Below are 25,143 nucleotides of genomic sequence, written 5' to 3' on the forward strand. Positions count from 1 at the left end.
TGAAGATATGAACTTAAATTCTTATCAACCTTGTAAATATTTTCATCTAATAATTCCAATTTTTGATTGGATATCTATATAGATGCCCCGATTATAAGTTAGATTTATACTATGAAATATATCTCAACTAGAAATAAGAATTATGCTTTTGTGAAATGTTTCATTAGGAATTTGATGGTTTTGATTCTTAGATTAAAAGTTGTTCCAAGTATGCTAGTTCAAAGCTCGCCTTTGAGGCTAGCATCTTGGGTGCAACTTGTGATCTTAGAATCATCCATCATAATTTCCTTAGAAACTGGAACAATAGCATAATCCTTATTTCGGCGAGACATATGCATGAGTTCGGGTCTTAATTGGGGTATCTATATATAATTTCAATAAAGATTAAAAACGACAAAAGAACATGTAGAATAATTATTAAACATGTTCTAATATATTTCTATTTATAAAAAATATACATTTATATGCTTACTGAAATTAGATTTCCACATTCCCATCTTGATTGAACGATTAACTTAATAGCCTTGTAAATGTGAATATGTTATTGCAACACGTATATCATTTATTATCTATATATATCAACAATCATCCCTTGAATTTCATCAATTGTTGACGCTATATTTATATTATCTTTTTCATCAGAAAGGAGTGCTTTTGTTAATTCTTCAAGTTTTCCATCAACAGTATCAACCGTTACGAAATACTGAGTCTGCCAAAAGCTAATATCTTTTTTAGTCTCATACATGAACTTTAGTATCGATTCTAAATATTCTTTTATCATCTTCTTGTACATAACTACATCAACATAAGTCTTAGTAGTTACGAGCCTGTTACCCCTTTTTTTTATGTCATCTATCATTTTTTTGAGTTGTTCTTCTGATTTTTTATGTCTTTCCTGACTAAAACTTTGGGAAAAATCCTTTTTTTCAGGAACAATTTTTCTCTCAGAAGTTACGGTACCTCTTCGCACTCTACCAATCTCCATGTATATTCAATCCTTTCTTAACTCAAAAATAAAGTTTATCTAAAAGTTTAAAACTCTAAAAATAGCTAATTACGCTCTATTGTACATATGTTGCAATTCACATTTCACAATTAAAGATAAAATTCTTGCAATGTCTTTAAAATGATTATGAATAATTATTTTTGCAATATATATAATTAATTATATCAAAATCCAGTTATTTTCTCTACTTAATATTTGATTTTGATATGTATATTTCATTTTTTCCCATGTATATAAATTCATTAAACCTCTAATATATATATGTATATACTAAATTATGAATGGAGTGATGTTATCCATGTGGTTTGATGCACCTTCACAAGAAGTTCTGCAAAAATTAAATGTTAATCCTGATGTTGGGCTTTCCGAATCAGAGGCAAAAGAGCGCCTTGAAAAATATGGAGAAAACAAATTAGCTTCTCAAAGCAAAAAGAGCCTTTGGCAGCTATTCTTATCTCAAATAAACGATGTTATGATTTATATACTTTTAGTTGCAGCAATTATTTCTGCATTTATGCACGAATATAGTGACACAATCGTGATACTGCTTGTAATTTTAATAAATGCCCTAATAGGGGTATTTCAAGAATCTAAGGCTGAAAAATCTCTCGAAGCATTAAAAAAATTATCTACCCCAAAAGCCATAGTTAAGCGAGATGGTATTATAAAAGAAATACCTTCTGAAGAAGTTGTTGTGGGTGACATTATTGTACTAGATGCAGGAAGATATCTCCCTGCTGATTTACGATTAATTGAAAGTGCTAATTTAAAAATAGATGAGTCAGCATTTACTGGCGAATCAGTCCCTGCTGAAAAAGATAGTAATGTTACCCTTGCAAATGGCAATATACCTATAGGTGATATGATAAATATGGCCTTTATGTCCACTTTAGTGACTTACGGACGCGGAACTGGTGTCGTTGTAAATACTGGAATGAATACACAAATAGGAAAAATAGCTGATATGCTAAATAAAGAGGAAGACAATACGACTCCATTGCAGCGAAGACTTGCATCTCTTGGAAAAACTTTAGGCTTTGGAGCTGTAGGTATTTGCGTGTTAATCTTTGTCATATCAATGTTTCAAGGACGAGATTGGTTCGAAATGCTTTTAACAGCTATAAGTTTAGCTGTTGCTGCAATTCCCGAGGGCCTTCCAGCAATTGTTGCAATAGTACTAGCAATGGGTGTACAGCGAATGATAAAGCAAAATTCTATAGTAAAAAAACTTCCAGCCGTTGAAACTTTAGGCTCTGTTAATATAATATGCTCTGACAAAACTGGAACCTTAACTTTAAATGTAATGACAATAAAAAAATGCTGTATAAATAATAAACTTGTATCTATTGATAATTGCGATCTAGGTGATAATGATACCAAATTGTTGTTTGAAGGAATGATTTTATGCAATGATGCTACTTCAAAAGATGGTAGTAAAACAGGAGATCCTACTGAAATTGCTTTGCTTGATGCTGGAATCAAGTATGACTTATATAAAGAAGATTTAAGCACAGATCACTCAAGGGTTGATGAAATTCCTTTTGACTCCGATAGAAAGCTTATGACTACAGTAAATAAATATGATTCACATTTTAAAGTCTTCACAAAAGGAGCTATTGATAATTTACTTAAACTTTCAAACAAAATCTTATTAAATGGAGAAATAATTGATTTCACACAAGAAAAAAAGGATGAAATCCTAAAAATATCTAATCTAATGTCTGACGAAGCCTTAAGAGTCCTCGGTTTAAGCTATAAAGACATAAAGGATGAAAGCGTCAGCATAGATTCTCTCGAAAAAGATTTAACTTTCGTAGGATTAATGGGAATGATAGATCCTCCTAGAGAGGAAGTTAAACCATCAATTGCTTTATGTAAGCAAGCTGGAATAACTCCTATTATGATAACTGGAGATCATAAAAATACTGCTTTTGCAATTGCTAGTGAACTTGGAATTGCAAATAGTATAAATGAATGCATGACTGGCGCTGAAATTGATAGCTATAGCGATGAAGAATTTAATAAAATAGTTAACAATTATAAGGTATTTGCTAGAGTTTCTCCAGAAAATAAAGTTAAGATTGTAAAAGCATTTAAATTCCATGGGAATATTGTATCTATGACTGGTGATGGCGTTAACGACGCTCCATCTTTAAAGGCTGCTGATATAGGTGTTGCTATGGGTATTACAGGGACTGACGTCGCTAAAGGTGCTGCTGATATGATTTTAACTGACGACAACTTTACCACAATAGTAAAAGCTGTAGAGGAAGGAAGAAATATTTATGCAAATATAAGAAAAGCTATAATATTCTTATTGTCCTGTAACTTGGGCGAAATAGTTTCTTTATTTGTAGCTATTCTATTAAATTTTGATCCACCATTATTACCAATTCATATTTTATGGGTGAATTTAATAACAGACAGTTTTCCTGCTCTTTCTCTTGGTATAGATCCAAAGGATCCAAGCGTAATGGAGCATCCACCTAGAAATCCAAAAGAATCACTTTTTGCAGAACACATGGGGTTATTTCTGGCTTTAAATGGTGTACTAATTGGTGGTGTAACATTAGCTGCTTTTCTTCTTGGTGAAAGATTGTATATGAGCTCCCTAGTTCATGCTCAAACTTTAGCTTTTGTAGTTTTAAGTTTTTCCCAATTATTTTTTTCACTCTCTATGCGAAGCAGAGAAAAATCTCTTTTAAAGGTTGGACTCTTCACAAACAAATATTTATTGCTATCAATTCTACTTGGTATGTGTATTCAATTTTTAATAATTATAATTCCATTCTTCGCTGATGTATTTAATGTATTTATTTTAAGTGCCAGAGATTGGCTTCTAGTCATATGTATTTCTTTAATCCCATTCTTGCTTAACGAAATATTTAAGTTAATTAAATATCATAGATAAGCATAAGGTAATTAAAACATTACATTTATTACAATATTTTAATGATCAATTTTTATGAATATTGACAAACTTTTTTTATCTTTTTAATTATAGTTGAAACAAGATAATATCTATAGTACAATCTATCATATAAAAGGGATTTAGGAGGTATTAAAATGATAATAAAATGTATAGATAATGATCTTTGTTCAACTTTAACTTTAAATAAGGAATATGTGGTCATAGAAGAAGCACCTGAATATTATGTAATTATTGATGATAAAAATGATGAAACAACTTGCAGAAAATCAAGATTTGAAATTATTGAAGATGGTGGTTTAACTAAGAAAGCTAAAGCTACTATTACAGAATTAACTTATCAATTAGAAAATGATTTTAAAGACATAAAACAATTTTCAATTAGAAAAAATTCAAAAGGTGAAATTAAAGAAATATCTGTAAAGTTCAAATATATCTAGAAAAAAGTTCTGCTGGAAGGCAGAACTTTTTTAATTCACAATTCACAATTCACAATTCACAATTCACAATTCACAATTCACAATTCACAATTCACAATTCACAATTAAATTTTTAGATATATATTTTTAAAACTCCAAAGTAGCTTACCCATAATTGTGAATTATGAATTGAAAATTAAATTAGTAGATTAACATTATATTCTTCAAGCCAAATATTTACTTGAATCAAGAAAGCAAGCAATTGTGGTCCAGTCATTAGCTGCCCATACCATGGAGCTTTATATGATTCTCCTTTTGTGAGTATTATCTCTCTAACTACCTTTTCATCAATGATTTCATGAATTGGTGAAGATTTCTTATCTAAAATCTCAGTTATCATCTTACATACAATGTCTGTATAAACTGGATTATGTGTCTTAGGATAAGGACTCTTCTTTCTGTATATAATGTCATTTGGCAATATTCCTTCAAAGGCTGCTCTTAATAATCCTTTTTCTCTGCCTTTATATAATTTTACATCAGCTGGCAAGTTGAACGCATAATCAACCAATCTAATGTCGGCAAATGGAACTCTTGCTTCTAATCCATTATACATACTAGTCCTATCTTTTCTTGTAAGAAGCTGAACCATGAACCATTTTAGATTTAAATATGACACTTCCCTCATCCTATAATCTCTCTTACTCTCCCCATCAAGATGAGGGACTTTACTTAGAGATTTTTCATATTGAGTTCTAACTAATTCCTCTAGCGGCATATTTTTTAATTTCTTATTAACTATAGCCTTTCTATCATTAACAAACCTTGACCATGGGAATGTATCTAAATAGAACATTTCATCCCTTGTAAACCAAGGATATCCCCCAAAGATTTCATCAGCACACTCTCCTGTAAGTCCAACTACAAAGTCTTTACGAATTTCTTTGCAAAATAGAAGCATTGATGAATCGATATCTGCCATACCAGGTAAATCTCTTGATATCACAGCATCTCTTAATGCAGCTGCTAAATCTGAATGATTCAAAACTACTTTTCTATGATCACTATTTATAAACTTTGCCATTTCTTCTGACCAGTATTCATCTGATGTCGGTTGAAATAATGACGCTTTAAAATACTTTTCATTGTCTTCATAATTAATCGCATAAGTAGTAAGCTTCTTTCCCTGTTTTCTAAATTCCTCAGCAGCTATTGCTGATATAATTGAGGAGTCTAATCCCCCTGATAGGAATGTACAAACAGGTACATCTCCAACTAATTGTCTCTTTACTGCATCTATTAATAATTCTCTCGCATGAACTATCGCTTCTTCTGCTGTTTCATGAAATTCTTTTGCTTCAACTGTCCAATATTCCCACTTTTTAATGTTTCCATCACCTGAAACTAATAAACAGTTGGCTGGTGCAATTTCTTTTATATTCTTAAATACTCCGCTTCCTGGTATTGTCGCAGGTCCAAGCCCAAATATTTCAGTTAATCCTTCCATATCAATTTCTCTTTTAACTCTTGGATCTGCTAAAAGAGTTTTTATCTCAGAACCAAAAACAAGGGTATTATCATGAACAGTATAGAATAATGGCTTAACCCCCATTTGATCTCTAGCTAAAAAAACTTCTCTTTTATCTTCATCAAAAACTCCAAATGCAAATATACCTATAAGCTTATTTACACAGTCCTTCCCCCAACAAATATACGATGTAAGCAATACTTCAGTATCTGAATAAGAATCAAAAGTAAATCCTTTAGCCTTTAATTCTTTTCTTAAATCCTCAGTATTATATAGCTCACCATTATAAACCAATGTGTATTTCTTACCCTCAAATATTTTAGTCATAGGTTGCAATCCACCTTCTGGATCTACAACTATAAGCCTTCTATGGCCTAATAAAACATTTGGAGATATATAATATCCTTTTGCATCAGGTCCCCTCTTCTCCAAAGTCTTTATCATATTATTTAATATATCTTTATCTTGTACTATATTCTTTTTAAAATTTACTAATCCAGCAATTCCGCACATCCATTTCACCTTCTAATAGTATTGATACTATTAAAATATGCACATTTGAAAAAAGTGCGATAGCACATTAAGAACTTTTTACTTTAAAAAAAGTGCGACAGCACAATTAAGATCTTTTCAGCTTTGAAGAAGGTGCGACAGCACATTAAGATCTTTACACATTTGAAAAAAGTACGCACAGCTAAAAAGAGCACAAAGTGCATTTAGGATCCTTTCACAGTTAAAAAGAGCACGAAGTGCAATTACGATCATTTCACATCTAAAAAGAGTGCGACAGCACAATTAGGAACTTATTAATCACAGTTAATATCTTTTCACTTCTGAAAAAAGTATACTCCTTTAAAGAGAGCACACAGTTCAACCAATATCATTTCACACAAAAAAAGTTCGAACCACAATTAGGAACTTATCAAGTACAGTTAAAAACTTTGCGTACAAAAAGTGCACTATACCCAAAAAACTTTTCATATTTATGAGAAATGCATCACCTATAAAAGTGAAATAGCATTAAAAAAACTTCTCCCTCTAATAATTGTATAAAGAATTATAAACTTATATATTTGATAAACATGAATACTATTTCTTATCTGTAACATACTAGATATGTATATTTAAATAGAGAGAGAAGGTAAAATAATTGAATGTTGCAAACAATTACCAAGCAAATATTGACTTAATTCATTCAAATTTAGTTGTAGATAAAAGTTTCGATATCGTTGAACGAAACTTCATTGTTGGGGGAAGAAGCTCTGTTTTATATTTTCTGAATGGTTTTATTAAAGATGCTATCATGGAGGAAATATTAAAATCTTTCTTTAAGATAACACCTGAAACAATGAATTCATACAAAACAATTGATGACTTTATCAACAATAAAGTCTCACACGTATCCGTTAAAACTGAAACTGATTTAGACAAAATTTTAATCGCGTTATTATCTGGCCAAACAATAATGTATGTTGATGGCTATGATTCATTTATACTCTTAGATTTGCGTACTTATCCAGGTTCAGATTCATCAAAACCTGAAAAGGAAAAAACTTTAAGAGGTGGAAGAGATGGCTTCATTGAAAAGTTAGTATTTAATGCTGGTTTCATTAGAAGAAGAATAAGAGATCCTAGATTAGTTTTTGATATACATCAAGTTGGTAATGTCTCAAAAACAGATGTATGTATCGCGTATATAGATGGAGTAGCAGATAAAAAAGTTCTTGATTTAATAATTGATAGCATATCAAAAGTAGATATAAAAGCTTTAACGCTTTCTGACCAAAGTTTAGTTGATGTAATGTGCACAAAAAATTGGCTTAATCCATTTCCAAAGGTAAGATTTACCGAAAGGCCTGATGTGGCTGCTGCACATATAGTTGAAGGAAAAATAATTATTATTGTGGATAATTCTCCAAACGTAATAATTCTCCCAACAGGAATTTTCGATTTTTTACAAGATATAAATGATTATTATTTCCCTTTATTCACTGGAAACTACCTAAGAATTGTTAGAAATTTCGTAATGTTAGCGACAATATTATTAACTCCAGTCTATTTGATGATTGTAAATGGGAATATTTTTATACCGAGTTATTTTGACTTCTTGAAACCGCAAGAGGAATTTGCTTTGCCTCTGCTCGGTCAATTCATGCTTTTAGAATTTGCTGTTGATATATTAAAGCTGGCTGGTTTAAATACTCCAAGCCCACTTGGAAGTGCAATGTCTTTGATTGGTGGTTTAATCCTTGGTGATTACGCTGTAAAAACAGGCTGGTTTATTCCTCAGTCTATATTATATATGTCCATCGTTACCATAGGAGACTTTACTCAACCTAGCATAGAAATGAATTTTGCTTTAAAATTTGCAAGGATGATTTTACTTATACTTTGTGGATTCTTTGGTTTCTGGGGCTTTATAGGTGGTATTATATTTATTCTAATAGTTATGGCAAGTACAAAAACAATAGCTGGTGATAAATATTTCTATCCTTTAATTCCATTTAACTGGAAAGCTCTTAAAAATTTATTATTCAGAACACGAATATCAAACGATGTGCAATAATTTCCATAAATAAAAAGTGAGATATTTAGAATTAAGCATTTTAAATATCTCATTTTCTTATATAGGTATATTATTACAATAACCTAGTTCCCTCTTTATCCTGTGTAATTAGTTTCTCTCTCATTAGCCCGCCTAATGTCATTTTAAAATAATTTTTACTTGTATTAAATTCTCTCTTTATATCATCAGGTGACGATTTATCATTATAAGGCATAAATCCACCATTTGCTTTTAAATAATTAAGTATTGTTTCACTTAATTCACTTCTTGCTTCTAACCTTTTCTTTCTCGTTGTAACTCCAATAGTCCCATCTTCATAAATCCTCTTAACTCTTCCCTTTATTTCCTGTCCAGGATATATGTACTCAAAATGTTCATTGGCTAATATTAACCCTCTATATTCACCATCTATTGCAACATTTAAGGTCGCATTCTCATTTATTTCATAAACTATAGCATTTACTTCATCAGAAACTTTATATTTACCTTCTTCTGCTATATCTAAATAAGAGTGTATTCTAGTAGTTGCCGCTAATCTATCAGTTTTATCTACATACATATAAAATAGATATTTTTTTCCTTCTTTAAGCTTGTAACTTTGCTCTTTTAATGGGACGAATAAGTCTCTTTCAAGCCCAAAGTTTACGAATGCCCCAATATTATTTTGGCTTACAACTTCTAGATAACCAATCTCTCCAACTGTTAATAATGGTTTTTTTAGAGTTGAAATCATCCTATCCTTTGAATCTCTATAAATGAATACTTCTAATTGGTCGCCTTCTTTTATTTCATGTCCCTTTGCCGCACTGTTTGGAAGTAAGACCTCATCACCAAAATTATCTTCAAGATAATATCCAAAGTCTACTTTTTTACTTACTTTTAATTTACTATATTGCCCTACTGATATCATTTTTAATTTCCTCCATTAATCATAACAACTTAATCGATGTTATCTTCTTTATTACTTTTCTTGATCATTCTATATATTGAAATTAACTTTCTACATTGCTATCCTCAATTTGGTACTCACATTACTAGAACCTTGAATGTAAATTTATTACTACACAATATGATAATAACTCGTATCTTTTCTTTATATAAAACATGTTAAATCTAAATTACTTGAAATCTTTACTCAATTCCAGATAACTTATATATGATTTCTTAATTCCTTCAATTTCTTCTTGTGTTAACTTTCGTATCACTTTTGCTGGATTTCCAAGTATCAAAACGCCATCTTCAAATTCTTTATTTTGAGTTATTAAACTTCCTGCTCCTATAATTGTATTATTGCCTATTTTTGCTCCATTTAATATTATTGATCCCATACCTACTAAAACATTATTTTTAATGGTGCATCCATGGATTATTGCGCCATGCCCTATAGTACAACCATCTCCTATAACTGTATTATATCCATAATCAACATGTACCACACAATTTTCTTGGATGTTTGTATTCTCTCCTATAGTTATTGATGCTTCATCACCTCTTATAACAGCACCAAACCATATATTCGCATTTTTCTTAAGTGTTACGTCTCCAATAATTACTGCAGTTTCTGAAATATAAATATCGCTATCCAAAACAGGTTTTTTGTCTTTATAAATTTTCACCATAACAATCACCTCACTAAACACTAAGGTTATTTTAACATTACATTCACTTATTGTCATTATTTTGCTCACTTTAGAAATACGAAATAAAATAATAATTTAAACCATAATTAATTATTAATTGTGAATTGTGCATTGTGCATTGCAATATATATATACTATAAATAATTTTTAGAGGTAATAACTTTGGGGAAAAAAAAATCACCTAAAAATAAGCTTAATATAGATGATCTGAATTTTTACTATGGAATTCCTCATGCTCATTGCAATTTTTCCACTGGACATGGAACTCCAATTGAAGCATTTGATTATGCACGACATAATGGCCTTAATTTCCTTATTTTAACAGACCATAATAATCATTTAACAAAAACAATAAAAGTAAAAAGCTCTGAGCTAAGTAGATGGGATGCGCTAAAATATTTAACTGTTCGTTATAATAAAAAACATGAAAACTTTTTAGCTGTGGTTGGTTTTGAAAGCAAAACTAATCCGTTTGGAGACATTAATGTAGTAAATCCAAACAGGTTCTTTACTGGAACAGTAAATAATATGCAACTATTAGTTTTATGGATGCTTAATAATCCTAATGCATTTATTTCAATTAACCATCCCCACAAAACAATAACATATTTAGAATACAACTCTATTTTAAATAAACTAATAACTTCAATAGAAGTTGGAAATGGATCTTATCCAAACAAGTATTTAAGATATGAAAAATATTATTACCATTTACTCGATAAAAACTGGAAACTAGGCGCAATCAATGGTCAGGATAATCATAGATTAAACTTTGGTGACGATGAAAATTTAACATGTATAATTGCAGAAGAGCTTACAACTCAGTCTCTAGTCGACGCTTTTAGAAAACGACACACTTATTCAACAGAATCCAGAACTTTAACTATGTACTTTACAATAAATAATGAATTTATGGGCGATATTATACCTATGGAAGATGATAATTTACAATTTTCAATTTTTGCCCATGATCCTAATCACAAAATATTAGAAATTGATATAATATCTACTGGTGGGACTATAATAAAAAAAATATCTAACTTGAATTTAAATAAAGTAAAATACTTGTATTCTCACGAGCCCTTAAAAACTGAGTTGTGGTATGTAATAAAAATAGCACTGGATAATAACAAAATCGCTATTAGTTCTCCCATTTTTAGAGGTCAAGAATAATATTGTTTATATACTTAAAATATATATGTTGCAATTAGCAATTCATAATTCACTATGCACAATTACAGCTAAAATTCTTGCAATATTTTTAGAATTATGATGAAGATTTTTTGCAACGCATATATATTCTTAAAAAAATAATTCATATAAAAAGAAATAGAATATATAATTTCAAAACATTTACATTGTTATAAATCATACATTCTATTTCTTTTCTATGTTTCTATTTATTTTTTTTAACTCTATTTGGTTTAGCTTTTGGCTTAATCACTATTTGCTTTTCTTTTTTCTTAAGTCCGCCTCTTTGTGTAATATCCATGAACCATAAGAAAAATAGAACTGCAAAAATAGATAATCCACTTGAAATATAAGTATTTGATGCACCTACGAATATTTGGGCCGCAAATAATACTGCAGCTATCGCTAAAGGTATCCACTTATTTATACGCACTTTACCAAATATAAATTTTTTGCATAATGCATAAGCTACAAATATAACAAGAAGCATTACTACAAATAAAATAATTGATGTAAAAAGATTCATCTACTCACATATCCTCCTATAAAAAAGTCTATATGGTTAATGATAATTTATATATAAACTATTATCAAGCATTCCTTTTAATTGGTGTTGATTTCATCAGTATACATTATAATCAAAAAGTAATAATTTTTATTAAAATATCAATATTATAATTTTTTTTTAACAAATTTATAGTTTTATCTTTAATTATTCGCGTATATTTGATAAAATAGAAAAAGTATATGATATAAAAGATATGAGGTGATATAATGAATTTAATTTCAAATAATCATTTAGATGAATTAGATTTACAAATACTTGACTTATTAATAAAAGATTGTAGAACTCCTTACTTGGAGATTGCCAGAATATGCCACGTAAGCGGTGGTACTATTCATGTAAGAATGAAGAAAATGGAAGATCTAGGAATAATAAAAGGTTCTAGAATAATTTTAAACCTTCCTAAGCTAGGATACGATGTATGTTGTTTTGTAGGTATCTATGTTGATAAAACATCTTCTTTTAACTATGTATTTGACCAAATGTCAAACATAAAGGAAGTAGTTGAATTGCATTTAACTACTGGTGATTATTCTATGTTTGCTAAAGTTGTATGTGCTAATATTTTAGATTTGCAGAATGTTTTACTTAACAAGATAAATAACATTGATGGAGTACAAAGAACTGATACATTTATTTCTCTATCTCAACCTATAGACAGAAATATATCATTAGAATAATTATAAAAAAATAGAATAAAAACACATTTTTATATACATACTAAAGGTATCTTATAATAAGGAGTGTGTTTTTTATGAAAATTTTAAATTCAATTTCACTTGCCCTTATAATTATAGGCGGCATTAATTGGGGCTTAATAGGTTTTTTTAGATTTAACTTAGTAGATTTCCTTTTTGGAAGTTTTTCAATGTTATCTACAATAATTTATTGTTTAGTTGGAATTGCCAGTTTATATTCTATCTCTTTTTTCGTTCAAGAAAGATCTAGAGTATAATGCAGCATAATAAATATTAATATTATATTTGTTAAAATAAAAATGACTTAAACGCTAATTCTATAGCTGCTAATCTCAATATAATATTTATTTATACTTAAGCTTTATACATAGTGATAAGAAATTTTTAATGTAAAATTAATATTTCTTTAGCTATGTTTTGATATATAATGGAATAAATTATTAATACTTATATTTTACTAGGAGGTTAGTATACATTTGCGTACAGTATTAAATTTTAATTTTTATAATTTAATATATTTTTTTGTATTCTATTCATTTGCTGGCTGGTGCCTCGAAGTCTTGTATTATTTTAAAAATGAACGTAGGTTTGTTAATAGAGGCTTTTTATATGGTCCCTTTTGTCCTATATATGGATTTGGTGTCTTATTTCTTGTAGTCTTTCTTGATAACTACAAACATAATATTTTCGCCTTATTCTTCTTAGCCTGTTTCTTTACAACAGTCTTAGAATATATTACTGGTTTTGTATTAGAAAAAGCATTTAAGACAAAATGGTGGGATTATACTGGCGATCCATTTAATATACATGGTCGTGTTTGTTTACTTTATTCTCTACTCTGGGGAGTTGGTGAGGTAGGCATAATTAAGATAATACATCCTATAGTGGTAAACATAATCAATAATATTCCCAAAACACTTGGTGAGGTATTTATTTTCTTTATTATTATTTATTATCTTATTGATTTTAGTTTAACTATAGCTTCGTTAATGCAATTTGAAAAAATGTCTTTTGCATTTCAATTTGTGCCAGCTAATTTTTTATTTGATAAACCAAGTTCATTATTGAGCTTTACAAAAGAAAAAGCTGTTGGTAGAATTAGACACTTTGAATCATTTTTCAGTAAGCTAAAAATGAATTTATATAATAGACAATCAAGACAAAACTTTTCAAGTATTTCTTATAGATCTTTAAATATTTTTAAGGCTTTAAGAGATAAATTAAAAAGAGATTAAGGTAAAGTATTTACCTTAATCTCTTTTAGGCACATGAAAATAAATAACAATTCCAAAGTTGCCATGGATATTTTTCGTTAGACAAGGCGGCAAATTGCCCTCATAGCGGGTCAATTTGCCAACGTAGCATAATGGTAAATAGGCTGGCAATTGGACTTGTTATTTATTTGATTGTGCCTTAGTATTTATTTCATGCCTTTAATTTCATCGAATAATTCTATAGCTGCATTTCTTGGCCCATTTTTTTCTTGCCCTTTTACACCTAAACAAGTTCTAATTTGTCCAACTTTCACTTGTCCATTTTCAAACATTATCTTAAAATATTTTTCTATAAGAATATTTGTTTCATCCTGCTTTTGCGCTGGCCCAAATGGATTTGCAAAAAATGACTCTACTAACCCCTTCTCCGTTGTTGTTCCCTTCGCCATTCTAGCACCTGCTTTAAATACTTTAATTGCTTCCTCTGGAGTTTTAAAGTAATCTAAATACTTTTCTCCTTCATTAACGCCGTCGTAGTTATTAGCATAGAAGAAAAAGTCTATTGGATGTCCCTTTGATATTTCCTTATATGATGCTACTGGTACTACAAGTCTAGCGTTGACCTTATCAGGATTCATAAATATACTTCTATCCATTTCTTTAAAGGCGTATCCTTGATCTAAGTCATCCAATCGGACAAATGCACCAATCTCAGTTCCATATCCATTAATTAATCCATCCTCTATTTTAAAAGTTCCCATATCATCAAAGATAATAGTCATATCTGAAATATAATCTTCGCTTAAACTACGAAAAGCTTCTAAACTTTCAGATTTACCAGCTCCGCTATCTCCCATGATAACAACATTAGCTTCATCTCCGCTTTTTAAAATAATATTCACCATTGAACCATGTATTGGCAAATATCCTCTCTTTATCATTATTAAGTTGTATAATGTTAATGTCATCTTCTTTATATACCCAAAATAATCTATCTTTTCTGAATGATTTACATATCCAAGCATTATATCATTTTGAACATCATCAAAGAACACTGTTTTTAGATCTTCATCGTTATCTTTAGCTCCAAACACATAAATAATATCAGGCTTTCTTCCCCTTGTTTCTTCACTTCTAGCCATCTCGAACAGATTACATAAAGTTATTCCATGTTCCATAAAATCTCTATGGAAATAAATGAAAGTAAGTAACCCGCCTATCTTAGCTGGATAACAAAACCAATGTTCTTTATTTATTTGTGCATACTTTAATGGGTTATATTTTATCTCTGTGAACATTCCATCTCTTGTATTCTTTTTAGGATAAGTTATAAATGGTGTTTCTAAAAGTATATGATCAATAAATGGTACTTCCTCTAAAGCTTCATATCCATTTGGTCTTACCCATTCCATTTCATGAATCATTATGCAGGCATTTCCACCAGCTGGTATTTGTCTATAAACTTTTGGCTGATATCCTGCAACATGCTGTTCAATTTTTCTGTACAAACTTAGAATTAATGTAGAAAAGTTAGCATTTGCTTCTGTAAAACTAACTGCTGCAAGGCCTTGTTGAACCTTATATCTATGAACTATTGTATATCTTTCAAGCTTTCTCCAAAATAAATAGAAATCTTCTATAAATACTACAAACTTGTCCCTATCTTCCAATAATTTCGAATATGAGTCACTAATCTCCATAATTTCCTCAACACTCATAACTGTTAAATATTTTATTACTACAGTTAAATCTCTCCTAATGTCTATAAGACTATCTGTATCTAATGTCTTACTTAAATATCTGTATGCTACTGAATTTTTCTTTTTAGCTCTTCTTAGATAAACCTCTAAAATTCGTCTAAATCCATCACTTTCTAGTATAGCCTCAAAGCTATTACAGTACTTTGCTGTAAAGTTTATCATCACTTTGTCATTACTCATAGAAAATTCTTTCTTCATTTCATGGCCCCCCATATGAATTTTTTCATATTTAAATATTGCATTTTTCTTTTCAAATTCCACATATTGAAATAATTATATCATACTTTTTGCAATATTCAACCTTTGCATTTTTCATTTTAAAGTTTTTTTCATCTAGAAATCATTCGAGTTCATAAGAAATTTCTTAAATTAAAATTCAACAAAGTTAATTCCTCCACCCCTATCTGACTATGCTATAAAAAAGCTCAAAAAGCTCATTATATGAATATTATATCGTCTTTTTACAATTATGTTCGTGTTTTATTTTAACTTTTTATTTTTCTTTTGCTTGCATTTAGAATAATTTTGTTTCCATTACATTTCCTTAAATGGTAGAATTATATTAAAACTATATAATCAAGGAGACAACTTTTTTATGAACAAAAATAAGTATAATATTAAAAAATATTTATTAACTTTTCTTGCAATTCTATTATTTTCATTTTCCATAGTAAGTTGTGGCCTTACAAAATCCAATTCAAATAAAGCTAATAACGCTGATACAAACAAAATACTTGTTCATTATATAGATGTAGGCCAAGGTGATTGCATTCTCGTTCAAGTGAATAACAAAAATCTTTTAATAGATTCTGGACCTAAATCTGATAGAAGAAAACTTTTTAACTATTTATCAGGGCTAAATTTAAATAAATTAGATTATGTAATTGCAACTCATCCACATGAAGATCATATTGGTAATATGGATGATATAATAAAAACTTATAGTATAGGAACTTTCTATGCTCCAAAAGTTGAATCCACTACAAAAAGCTTTGAGGACATGGCAGATGCTTTAAAAGATAAAAATTTAAAGGTACATGTATTGAAAAATAATAGTAATTCTATTGACTTAGGTGAAAATACTAAAGTAAATGTCTTCTCTCCTAATAAGGATTTTTATGATAATTTAAACAACTACTCTCCTGTAATAAAAATTCAATATGGTAACACTTCTTTTTTATTTACTGGTGACGCCGAAAAGGAAGTAGAAAAAGAAATTCTTAATAATAATGAAGATATCAGTGCAGATGTGCTTAAAGTGGGACATCACGGATCCTCAACTTCTACTAGTAAAGACTTTCTAAAAAAAGTTAATCCTTCAATAGCAGTTATATCTGTAGGTAAAGGCAATATATACAATCATCCTGATGCTATTACTACAAAATTATTGGATGAGAGCAATATAAAAACTTATAGAACAGATAAAGATGGAACCATCGTCATTTGCTCAGACGGCTCTAACATATCAAAAAAATAGATCAACACAGAAAGGGATGCTTTATTATATTAAAAGCATCCTAGCTGTTATTAAAGCATTAAAATAGACCCCAAAAACTTGGAGTCATTTAAAAATCAGAAATAAAATTTAATTATTTCTAAATTATTTATTTCTATCTTATTTATTTTGCAGTCATTAATTAGAATTATTACTCAATGAATTTTCTTGAATATCATCCGCTTCTTCTAGATTTTCTAAATCTTCAACTTCATCTTCAGCGATAGCTTCTTCGATGATATCTTCATAAATATATTTTTTCCAGTTTACATATATATAATATAAATTTATGACATCCTGCTCATTATACAGAAGAATTTTTTCAATTTTCTCTTCTGGCATTCTTTTGAAATAGCTTTTATCTTTCATAACTTTGTGAAAAGTTTTAGCTAAATTAGATCCGCTGATTACCTCTCCCTCTCTTACAATATCAAAAACTTTTTCTAACTTTTTAAGCCCAATAGACAATTTTTTATTCTTTTCATATTCTTTTTGAATATCAATCGAATCAAATTCTTCACTAAAATTATAATATATATTATTTTCTTTGAAAAGATAATTAATAACTGAAAAATCATTATTCCCTGAAAAAGTGATAATGGCCTTTTTTCCTTTTTGTTTCATCTTTATAAAATATTCTTTAGCGAGATACAATATATGTGTCGCCTCATCTCTATCTTCAATCATATATTGGGTTACTAGAATATTATTATTTTTCTTATCATACTCACACGCCCCAAATACTCCAATACACTTAGGCTTCTTATATACATAATGCTCTAAATCAAAGAAGATAATTTCTTCTGGTGTATATTCTTTATCTAGAGACTTCATCATAAATTCTTCACTATATTCTTCAACCTTCACCTTATTTTCACGAATAATCACAGTATCACTCTTTTCTATAAGAATTGTATATCCTCAATGTCCAAATTGTATATTACATCCTTTCTTTCAACAACAACATTCACTCTTTTTATTAATTCTCGATCTTTCAATACTTTTTGCAAAAGTTCTTTAGTTGGATTCATACAATAAGGATGTTTTACATTTTTAAACATAGTATAATCGCCTGCTGTATCTCCATATGCATAACTATCGTTTAAATCTATATCATACTTTTTAACAAATTCATTTATCGCCTTCGATTTACTTTTACTATCCCACATTGGTGTAACTTGCCCTGTATATACATTTTTATCATCTATAATATATTTTGCACCTATATAATCTGTAAAGCCATATTTCTTGGCCATCTCTCCAACAAGTTCTGAAGGCGATCCAGATATTATAATTAGAGTATGGTTATTAGCTTGATGCCACTTTATTCTGTCCCTCGTAAAAGTATATACTCTATCGCCCTTTTGTTCTACAACTTTCTTAGCTATATATTCCATTTGATACTTCTGTAATCCTTTAATTGACTCAATATATATATCAATCATTTTCAACAGATATTGATCATAATCACCTTGCCTCTTATCCCACTTCATAAAGTAAGGCCTTAAATCATTATACCATCTTTCTGAACCTATAATTTCATATTTAACCATCTTTTTAAATACTTCTGTTATTAGTCCTTCTCTGTATAAAGTTCCATCTAAATCAAAAAACGCACCTATATTTGCCATTAACTCACATCCTTTTATACTTATTTATTATACTTTATTTTTTCATTTCAGAAAAGCTTATAAAATCTATCTGATTAATTTAAATATATATGTTGCAATTCACAATGCACATTTCACGATTCACAATCACGACGGAAATTCTTGCAATATTTTTTGAATTATGATAAAGAATTATTTTTGAAATATATCATATAAATTGTATAAGTAAAAACACTACCAAATATATTTATTATTGATAGTGTCGTTAAAATTTATCCATGACTATTCTATAAAAGTTAGAATTTCATCTATATTCTTTCTCACTTTTTTTCTTATATTATCATTTTCTGGATATCCAACAGCCACTACTAATCTAATTCGCTTTAATTTATTTATATTTAAAAGTTTCTTTAGTTCTTTTTCATTAAACCAACCTAAAATACAAGTACCTAAATTTTGTTCTGTTGCCGCTAAACATATATGCTCAGTTGCAATCCCAATATCAACAGATCTATAATCCTGCTGTTTAATTAATGCTCCAGCTCGTGAAGTTAAATTTCCACTTTCCTCCACCACTATTATAAAAGCTGGACATTCTGTAGTAAATTTATTCATAACTGCATCCTGTAAGCATTCTGAAACCTTAGGCACTAGCTCTTTATTATTAACTACTACAAAATGCCATGGTTGGCTATTACATGCTGATGGAGCTAATCTGGCAGCATCAATACATTTTACTAACTTTTCTTTTTCAACAGGTTTATTTAAATACTTTCTACAACTTTGACGTTCATTTAATAAATCAATAAATTCCTTCATAAAACTTCTCCTAAATTCTTTATAATCTTTTATAAATCAATTTCTCCAAGACTTTCTTTCTTAACTAATCCTGGATTCTTTTTTCTAAACTCCTCTACTGTTTTCTCATAATATATTTTTATGGTTGCCATTGTAGGTGATCCTAGAAGCATTCCAAAAGGTCCCCAAAAGCCACCGCCTATTGCAACTCCTAATATTATCCCTAATGGACTGACTCCAACCTTTTTTCCTATAAGCTTAGGATCAAGGTACCAAGCATCAAAAAGATGAATACAAAGTAAAAGTATAAACACCATAAAAGTCTTCATAGGTGAAACAAATATTGCAACTCCTGCACCGACTGCTTCACCAATGAGTGGTCCAAAATAAGGAATCATATTAGTAATCCCTTCTATCAGGGCTATTAGTGGTGCATAGGGTTCCCCAACAATTAATAGACCTATAAGTGATATAAAACCTATTATTGCTGAATCAATTGCTTTTATCCCTATATAAACTCCTATCATTTTATTATAGGTTCTAATAAATGTAACTAACTTATTCCCCTTTTCTTCATTAAAAATCATATATATTATGGTTCTAGCACGTTTTAACAACTTTTCTTTATCCATTAAAACATAAATTGAAATTAAAAAGCCAAAAATCACACTAACTAAATTTGATGTAAATGATAATAAGTACATAATAAAATTTTGTAGTAGCCCTATGGTTACACTTCCTATCTGGCTTGACATTTCCTGTAGCTTATTTAAAAGTCCTGCTTGTACAATCAGTGTCTTTATTCTTTCATTTTGAAGAAGAGTATTGATCCACTTTTGTATAATTTCCACATAGGCCGGCATTTCTTTAGTTATATTTACTATACTGTCTACTATACTTGGTATCGTAAAAAATAATATTATAATAATTAAAGCTATAATTATAAAATATGTAATCAATATCGATATTGCTCTTTTAGTTTTGAAATTACTTTCAAAAAAACTTACTACTGGATTTAATATATAAGCACAAATAATAGCATATATAAAAGGCAACATAATAGATAAAACTTTTCTGCCTATATCAAAGAAAAAATTATAATTATCTATAAGTTTGTATCCAATTACACCTATTAAAGCAAATATTAAGATATCCCTATATTTAATATTTCTATTTATAAACAATTCATTCCACACCCTCTCCATGCTTTTTTCAATTATACCATATATCACTTTTTTAAGGCATATAAAAGAAATTAATGAGTCAAAAAATAGAGGGTTGCTACATAAGACACCCCTCTATTTCAAAAAATTATAATAAATTTAATATTAAATAACTACATTTTTTCTACTACATCTATTCCAAGTAACTCTAATCCATTTTTTATTACTTGTAAACTTGCTTTAACTAAGTTTAATCTTGTAGCTTTTAAATCCTCATCTTCTAAGTTCAATACTGAATGCGCATTATAGAATTTATTAAATCCTTTTGCAACTTCAATTACGTATCTTGTTAATATTGAAGGTTCTAACTTATCTAAGGCTAAAGTTATTACGCTATTAAAGTTAGCTATACTCTTAACTAACTCAAATTCTTCTTTTGAAGATAATTTACTATAGTCAACAGTTCCAGTACATTCTTTACCTCTGTTTAATATACTATTTCCTCTTGCATATGAATATTGAACATATGGGCCAGTTTCTCCATCAAATGATAATATTTCCTTCCAATCAAAAACAATATCTTTTTCTCTTGAGTTTTTAAGATAAGTAAAGATTACCGCTCCGACACCAATTTTCTTTGCAACTTCCTCTTTATTTTCAAGTTCTGGATTTTTTTCATTTATAACTTCCATTGTCTTCTCTACAGCTTCACGAAGTAAATCATCAAGTAAAACAATCGATCCATTTCTAGTTGAAAGTTTTCTATCTGCAAATTTAACTAACCCAAAGCCTACATGAACACAGTCTTTAGACCATTCATGTCCTGCAAGTTCTAACACTTTAAATACTTGTTTGAAGTGAAGTGCTTGAGGAGTTCCAACTACATAAACACATTTATGAAAATCATAAGTTTTCTTTCTATACATAGCAGCTGCTAAGTCTCTTGTAGCATATATCGATGCCCCATCACCTTTAAGTACTATACAAGGTGGCATATTATATTCTTCAAGCATTACAACTTGAGCCCCATTACTTTCTACAAGAAGTCCTTTTTCTTTCAATTCATCAACAACAACATCCATCTTATCATTATAAAATGCTTCTCCAGCTAATGAATCAAATTTAACTCCTAAAATGTTATAAACTCTTTCAAATTCTTTTAAGCTCAACTCTCTAAATCTAGTCCAAAGTGCTGTTGCTTTTTCATCACCAGTCTCTAGTGCCTTAAAGTTTGCTCTTGCTTCATCTTCTAATGAAGGATCTTTTTCAGCCTCTTCGTGGAATTTAACATATATTCTAAGTAATTCATCAATTGGAGCCTTTTCTAATGCCTCTTCGTCTACCCATCTATCATACGCACTTATAAGCTTACCAAATTGAGTTCCCCAATCTCCCAAGTGATTCAATCCTACAGTATTATATCCTTCCTTCTTAAACATCTTATATAAAGAATTACCTATAGCTGTAGTGAATAAGTGACCAACATGAAAAGGTTTTGCTATATTAGGCGAAGAATATTCAACGCAAACTGTTTTCCCTTCCCCTATATTTGATGCTCCATAATTTTCTCCATCTGCTAAAACCTTTTTGATCGTATTTTCTGCAAATACTCCTTTATCAACGAAGAAGTTAACATATGGCCCTAAATTCTCAATTCTTTCAAATCCATCAGTTGACATAGAATTCTTCAATTCTTCTGCTATCATATTTGGAGCTTTTCTCATAACCTTTGACAATTGGAAACATGGAAATGCATAATCTCCCATTTCTGGCTTTGGCGGTATTTCAATCAATTTTTCAATAGCTTCAATTTCTAATTCCACATGTTTTTTTATTAGTTCTGCAACTTTACTTTTATAATCCATAATATCCTCCTTATATTTAGACAAACTCTTCATAAATTAAATAGCTTTATAATTTGTAAGAATGTATTTCTTTATTCTTCCTCAAAATTTAATTTTCTTAGTCAGTATTTCTCATAATAAATGCACAAATTTAACTTCGATATAGATTCCTAAAGAACAAAAAAAATCCGCCTCTTAAATAAAAAGAGACGAATTATCCGCGGTACCACTCTTATTGTATTTTATATAAATAAAATACCTCTCAACTTTTAACGCAATTTAACTTGCGACCAGCCCTACTAAAGGTTTAAAAATAATAATTAATATATCATACCAGCTATATTAGATTATTATCTTTTTAACTACTTATTTCAGGTGATTTCTCCAAGGCTCTTTTCACTTAATCTATCCATAGGGCTTACACCATCTCCCTATTCGCTAAAGGAATTAATTAAACTACTTTCCTCTTCTTAGAATTTTTCAATATTAATGATAATAAATTATACAAATTATCTTAAATTTTGTCAACTTTATTTTTAAAATAGGAAACGTGTTATTAAATTAGTAATTCCTAAAAGCATATTACGTATAACGCCGGCTGGTATAGAAATTATTCTTCCTCCAACAAAGATTAACGCTAACATAATGAACATTTGATATTGATAAAATTTTTCTTCAAATCTATAGAACGTATTTGGACTTAAATCTCTTAAAAGACTAAAGCCATCTAGTCCTGGTATTGGTATTAAATTAAATAATCCTATATTTACATTAATAACAAGCGTCATATATATCATTCGCTCTAAAACACCAGCTAATGCATCTGGTAAAAATCTATATGCAAAACTATAATAAAGTCCCAAAACTATTGAAGTTGCTATGGCAACTAAAAAATTTGCAATTGGTCCAGCTAAACTTACTTTCAAGTCATCTTTATAATAGTTTTTATATGCCGATGGATTAGTTTGTACTGGCTTTGCCCATCCAAAGCTAAAGATAAGTACAGCCACAAATCCTATAGGATCAATATGCGCAATTGGATTTAAAGTCAATCTTCCTTGAAACCTTGGTGTCTTATCTCCCATTCTATCTGCTATTAATGCATGTGCATATTCATGAAATGTAAAAGCGATAAGCATCCCTGGAATCATTAAAATCATATTAAGTACTGAATTCATGTTTTCCTCCTTTTTCGATATGTATGTTTTATATTATATCATACTTAGAACAAATCCTATTAAAAGAACATATATATTTCAACTAAATAATATTACTCTGTTCTTATAGACTTATTCATTTTTGCCACCTAATAATTTAAGATAAATTTTTATAAATCAAACTTTTTAGGTATATATATTCTTTATCTTCCTTACGCTATTATAGTGTCTTAAATGTTTATATAAAATGTATATATTGATTACTATTTATTCCCAACATTATATCATAAAAGATTACTATCAACAATGTAAATGCACTCATTAGTTTATATCAGAACATTGTTCTATATGTTGTACTAATAAACCTACATTTAAAATTTTAGTAAAACAAATGCTCAATTAAGACAAAAGGTAGAAACTCAGTTACAACATATACATTATAAGATCTAATTTAATAAAGAGTGTTTAATTTCAATTTAATTAAACACTCTTTATTTACAATCTTTATTTACTATTATTTAAACTTTTATAAACTAATTTTCCGCTATTATCTTCAGTCGCTATGAAATCTTCTTTAATCTGAACAAGTTTTCCTTCATATTCAACTTCTTTTCCTGTACTTAAATTCTTAACACTACCTTTAAGATTATCATTGACTAGTATTTCACTTTTATTACTAAAATACAAGTCATTAGCACTTACAACCGAATCAAGTGTTGCCTTTTTCCAATTTGCTGTATCTTCATCAACTTTTCCATAAGTGATACTGGTAATTTTATCACCGTTAAGCTCACCAATATAAATCACATCATTTCTGTCGATTCCAAGAAGCGTCAGATTTTTATTACCACTAAATGTTAATTGCTTATTAGGACTCGTAACAAAAAATTTACTATTCAACTTATCTTCATATATTAATCTATCGTTGTGGGGAACTACTTGCATATTTCCTAAGACATTAGTCTTAAGTTGCACTTTACTCATATCATTATTTATATCAATTCTATAAACTATACTCTTTAATCCACCTTTATAAATATCTACATAATACACATTTGTAAATATAGATGCACTTATCTTACTAACTTCCATATCATCTTCAGCTGAGCATATTTCTTTAACTAAAGACTCTGTTGAATTCTTTACATTATAAGTTATAATTTGAACTTTAGATTCGCCCTCTTTTTTGGCTTTCTCTGCTATTACTAATATGTCTCTTTCTTGAAGCCAATCACAATACATAATAGTTCCTTTGCTTTCTGTTGTGACCTTATTACTCGTACCTGTAGCAGTGTCCTCCAAATATAACTCTTCATCTAATTTATATATTAAATACTTACCATCATATGATATGCTAACATCCTTAGCTTTACTTGGAATACTAGCCTTAATATCTTTTGTAATATCTTTCTTCTGAACTTCTATTTTATTACTTTTAAATTCTGACGTATGCTTAAAAATAAAATTTTCTAAAATATATAAGCCAGAAATTTGTAATAGTATAGATAACAATGCCCATGCAGTTATCTTCTTAAACATCTTCATAATTCTACCTCACCT

At 29.1% G+C, this 25,143-nt stretch carries 21 protein-coding genes and 1 other annotated feature; of the genes, 8 read left to right on the forward strand and 13 right to left on the reverse strand.

The window, feature by feature from the left end:
- Nucleotides 1-565 precede the first annotated feature (565 nt).
- Complete coding sequence (locus L3B96_RS09875) at nt 566-985, reverse strand: YaaR family protein (protein ID WP_238860620.1); 420 nt, start codon at nt 983-985, stop codon at nt 566-568.
- 319 nt (nt 986-1,304) lie between these two features.
- Between L3B96_RS09875 and L3B96_RS09880 the strand changes: the two genes are divergently transcribed.
- Both L3B96_RS09880 and L3B96_RS09885 read left to right on the forward strand, forming a co-directional pair.
- Nucleotides 1,305-3,917, forward strand: coding sequence for a calcium-translocating P-type ATPase, PMCA-type (locus tag L3B96_RS09880; protein WP_238860622.1), 2,613 nt, complete (start codon nt 1,305-1,307; stop codon nt 3,915-3,917).
- 155 nt (nt 3,918-4,072) lie between these two features.
- On the forward strand, nt 4,073-4,375 hold the full coding sequence (locus L3B96_RS09885; RefSeq protein ID WP_011968378.1) for a hypothetical protein: 303 nt from the start codon (nt 4,073-4,075) through the stop codon (nt 4,373-4,375).
- Between the two features lie 175 nt (nt 4,376-4,550).
- On the opposite strand, the gene asnB is transcribed toward L3B96_RS09885, so the two are convergent.
- Nucleotides 4,551-6,395 (reverse strand): asparagine synthase (glutamine-hydrolyzing), encoded by a 1,845-nt coding sequence (gene asnB / locus L3B96_RS09890; protein ID WP_011968377.1) that lies wholly within the window; start codon nt 6,393-6,395, stop codon nt 4,551-4,553.
- A 637-nt stretch (nt 6,396-7,032) separates the two neighbouring features.
- Here asnB and L3B96_RS09895 point away from each other — a divergent pair.
- The gene (locus L3B96_RS09895; RefSeq protein ID WP_011968376.1) at nt 7,033-8,448 is read left to right on the forward strand and encodes a spore germination protein; all 1,416 of its coding nucleotides are present in this window, start codon (nt 7,033-7,035) and stop codon (nt 8,446-8,448) included.
- Nucleotides 8,449-8,521: 73 nt separating this feature from the next.
- On the opposite strand, the gene L3B96_RS09900 is transcribed toward L3B96_RS09895, so the two are convergent.
- Together L3B96_RS09900 and L3B96_RS09905 are read right to left on the reverse strand one after the other, a co-directional pair.
- Complete coding sequence (locus L3B96_RS09900; RefSeq protein ID WP_011968375.1) at nt 8,522-9,358, reverse strand: S1-like domain-containing RNA-binding protein; 837 nt, start codon at nt 9,356-9,358, stop codon at nt 8,522-8,524.
- A gap of 208 nt (nt 9,359-9,566) precedes the next feature.
- On the reverse strand, nt 9,567-10,067 hold the full coding sequence (locus L3B96_RS09905; RefSeq protein ID WP_026015891.1) for a gamma carbonic anhydrase family protein: 501 nt from the start codon (nt 10,065-10,067) through the stop codon (nt 9,567-9,569).
- A 183-nt stretch (nt 10,068-10,250) separates the two neighbouring features.
- On the opposite strand from L3B96_RS09905, the gene L3B96_RS09910 reads away from it, so the two are divergent.
- Nucleotides 10,251-11,261, forward strand: a complete 1,011-nt coding sequence (locus L3B96_RS09910) for a CehA/McbA family metallohydrolase (RefSeq protein WP_017212753.1) — start codon at nt 10,251-10,253, stop codon at nt 11,259-11,261.
- Nucleotides 11,262-11,484: 223 nt separating this feature from the next.
- On the opposite strand, the gene L3B96_RS09915 is transcribed toward L3B96_RS09910, so the two are convergent.
- Nucleotides 11,485-11,805 carry a hypothetical protein gene (locus L3B96_RS09915; protein ID WP_023973477.1) on the reverse strand — a complete coding sequence of 107 codons (321 nt, stop codon included), beginning with the start codon at nt 11,803-11,805 and terminating at the stop codon, nt 11,485-11,487.
- 248 nt (nt 11,806-12,053) lie between these two features.
- Here L3B96_RS09915 and L3B96_RS09920 point away from each other — a divergent pair, with 248 nt between their 5' ends.
- The 3 genes from L3B96_RS09920 (at nt 12,054) to L3B96_RS09930 (ending at nt 13,777) form a co-directional block, all read left to right on the forward strand.
- Entirely contained in the window at nt 12,054-12,524 is a 471-nt protein-coding gene (locus L3B96_RS09920; protein ID WP_011968371.1) for an Lrp/AsnC ligand binding domain-containing protein, read from the forward strand.
- A gap of 74 nt (nt 12,525-12,598) precedes the next feature.
- Nucleotides 12,599-12,799: a DUF378 domain-containing protein gene (locus L3B96_RS09925; RefSeq protein ID WP_011968370.1), complete on the forward strand. Its 201-nt coding sequence runs from the start codon at nt 12,599-12,601 to the stop codon at nt 12,797-12,799.
- 219 nt (nt 12,800-13,018) lie between these two features.
- Nucleotides 13,019-13,777, forward strand: a complete 759-nt coding sequence (locus L3B96_RS09930) for a putative ABC transporter permease (RefSeq protein WP_238860624.1) — start codon at nt 13,019-13,021, stop codon at nt 13,775-13,777.
- 185 nt (nt 13,778-13,962) lie between these two features.
- Here L3B96_RS09930 and L3B96_RS09935 read toward each other — a convergent pair whose 3' ends face one another.
- Nucleotides 13,963-15,714, reverse strand: coding sequence for a phosphoenolpyruvate carboxykinase (locus L3B96_RS09935; protein WP_238860626.1), 1,752 nt, complete (start codon nt 15,712-15,714; stop codon nt 13,963-13,965).
- Nucleotides 15,715-16,111: 397 nt separating this feature from the next.
- On the opposite strand from L3B96_RS09935, the gene L3B96_RS09940 reads away from it, so the two are divergent.
- A complete protein-coding gene (locus L3B96_RS09940; protein WP_238860628.1) occupies nt 16,112-16,993 on the forward strand; it encodes a ComEC/Rec2 family competence protein in 882 nt (293 codons plus the stop codon).
- 156 nt (nt 16,994-17,149) lie between these two features.
- On the opposite strand, the gene L3B96_RS09945 is transcribed toward L3B96_RS09940, so the two are convergent.
- From L3B96_RS09945 to L3B96_RS09975, 7 genes are all read right to left on the reverse strand, one after another.
- On the reverse strand, nt 17,150-17,899 hold the full coding sequence (locus L3B96_RS09945) for a ribonuclease H-like domain-containing protein (RefSeq protein ID WP_238860630.1): 750 nt from the start codon (nt 17,897-17,899) through the stop codon (nt 17,150-17,152).
- Between the two features lie 14 nt (nt 17,900-17,913).
- The gene (locus L3B96_RS09950) at nt 17,914-18,642 is read right to left on the reverse strand and encodes an HAD-IB family hydrolase (RefSeq protein ID WP_011968365.1); all 729 of its coding nucleotides are present in this window, start codon (nt 18,640-18,642) and stop codon (nt 17,914-17,916) included.
- Nucleotides 18,643-18,903: 261 nt separating this feature from the next.
- On the reverse strand, nt 18,904-19,440 hold the full coding sequence (locus L3B96_RS09955) for a nitroreductase family protein (RefSeq protein WP_238860632.1): 537 nt from the start codon (nt 19,438-19,440) through the stop codon (nt 18,904-18,906).
- Between the two features lie 29 nt (nt 19,441-19,469).
- A complete protein-coding gene (locus tag L3B96_RS09960) occupies nt 19,470-20,624 on the reverse strand; it encodes an AI-2E family transporter (protein WP_238860634.1) in 1,155 nt (384 codons plus the stop codon).
- A gap of 131 nt (nt 20,625-20,755) precedes the next feature.
- Complete coding sequence (argS, locus tag L3B96_RS09965; protein WP_023973482.1) at nt 20,756-22,447, reverse strand: arginine--tRNA ligase; 1,692 nt, start codon at nt 22,445-22,447, stop codon at nt 20,756-20,758.
- A gap of 181 nt (nt 22,448-22,628) precedes the next feature.
- Nucleotides 22,629-22,907 (reverse strand) — a binding site (T-box leader).
- Between the two features lie 55 nt (nt 22,908-22,962).
- Nucleotides 22,963-23,604: a site-2 protease family protein gene (locus L3B96_RS09970; RefSeq protein ID WP_011968361.1), complete on the reverse strand. Its 642-nt coding sequence runs from the start codon at nt 23,602-23,604 to the stop codon at nt 22,963-22,965.
- Nucleotides 23,605-24,087: 483 nt separating this feature from the next.
- Nucleotides 24,088-25,128 (reverse strand): dipeptidyl-peptidase IV, encoded by a 1,041-nt coding sequence (locus L3B96_RS09975; RefSeq protein WP_238860635.1) that lies wholly within the window; start codon nt 25,126-25,128, stop codon nt 24,088-24,090.
- Nucleotides 25,129-25,143: the final 15 nt, after the last annotated feature.

This window comes from Clostridium sp. YIM B02569, assembly GCF_022320765.1.
Lineage (GTDB): Bacteria > Bacillota > Clostridia > Clostridiales > Clostridiaceae > Clostridium > Clostridium beijerinckii.

Bases quoted from the DNA above. Each gene is read 5' to 3' on its own strand.
- L3B96_RS09875 (WP_238860620.1), bottom strand. From the start codon at position 985: ATGGAGATTGGTAGAGTGCGAAGAGGTACCGTAACTTCTGAGAGAAAA.
- L3B96_RS09880 (WP_238860622.1), top strand. From the start codon at position 1,305: ATGTGGTTTGATGCACCTTCACAAGAAGTTCTGCAAAAATTAAATGTT.
- L3B96_RS09885 (WP_011968378.1), top strand. From the start codon at position 4,073: ATGATAATAAAATGTATAGATAATGATCTTTGTTCAACTTTAACTTTA.
- asnB (WP_011968377.1), bottom strand. From the start codon at position 6,395: ATGTGCGGAATTGCTGGATTAGTAAATTTTAAAAAGAATATAGTACAA.
- L3B96_RS09900 (WP_011968375.1), bottom strand. From the start codon at position 9,358: ATGATATCAGTAGGGCAATATAGTAAATTAAAAGTAAGTAAAAAAGTA.
- L3B96_RS09905 (WP_026015891.1), bottom strand. From the start codon at position 10,067: ATGGTGAAAATTTATAAAGACAAAAAACCTGTTTTGGATAGCGATATT.
- L3B96_RS09915 (WP_023973477.1), bottom strand. From the start codon at position 11,805: ATGAATCTTTTTACATCAATTATTTTATTTGTAGTAATGCTTCTTGTT.
- L3B96_RS09920 (WP_011968371.1), top strand. From the start codon at position 12,054: ATGAATTTAATTTCAAATAATCATTTAGATGAATTAGATTTACAAATA.
- L3B96_RS09925 (WP_011968370.1), top strand. From the start codon at position 12,599: ATGAAAATTTTAAATTCAATTTCACTTGCCCTTATAATTATAGGCGGC.
- L3B96_RS09935 (WP_238860626.1), bottom strand. From the start codon at position 15,714: ATGAAGAAAGAATTTTCTATGAGTAATGACAAAGTGATGATAAACTTT.
- L3B96_RS09940 (WP_238860628.1), top strand. From the start codon at position 16,112: ATGAACAAAAATAAGTATAATATTAAAAAATATTTATTAACTTTTCTT.
- L3B96_RS09950 (WP_011968365.1), bottom strand. From the start codon at position 18,642: ATGGCAAATATAGGTGCGTTTTTTGATTTAGATGGAACTTTATACAGA.
- L3B96_RS09955 (WP_238860632.1), bottom strand. From the start codon at position 19,440: ATGAAGGAATTTATTGATTTATTAAATGAACGTCAAAGTTGTAGAAAG.
- L3B96_RS09960 (WP_238860634.1), bottom strand. From the start codon at position 20,624: ATGGAGAGGGTGTGGAATGAATTGTTTATAAATAGAAATATTAAATAT.
- argS (WP_023973482.1), bottom strand. From the start codon at position 22,447: ATGGATTATAAAAGTAAAGTTGCAGAACTAATAAAAAAACATGTGGAA.
- L3B96_RS09970 (WP_011968361.1), bottom strand. From the start codon at position 23,604: ATGAATTCAGTACTTAATATGATTTTAATGATTCCAGGGATGCTTATC.
- L3B96_RS09975 (WP_238860635.1), bottom strand. From the start codon at position 25,128: ATGAAGATGTTTAAGAAGATAACTGCATGGGCATTGTTATCTATACTA.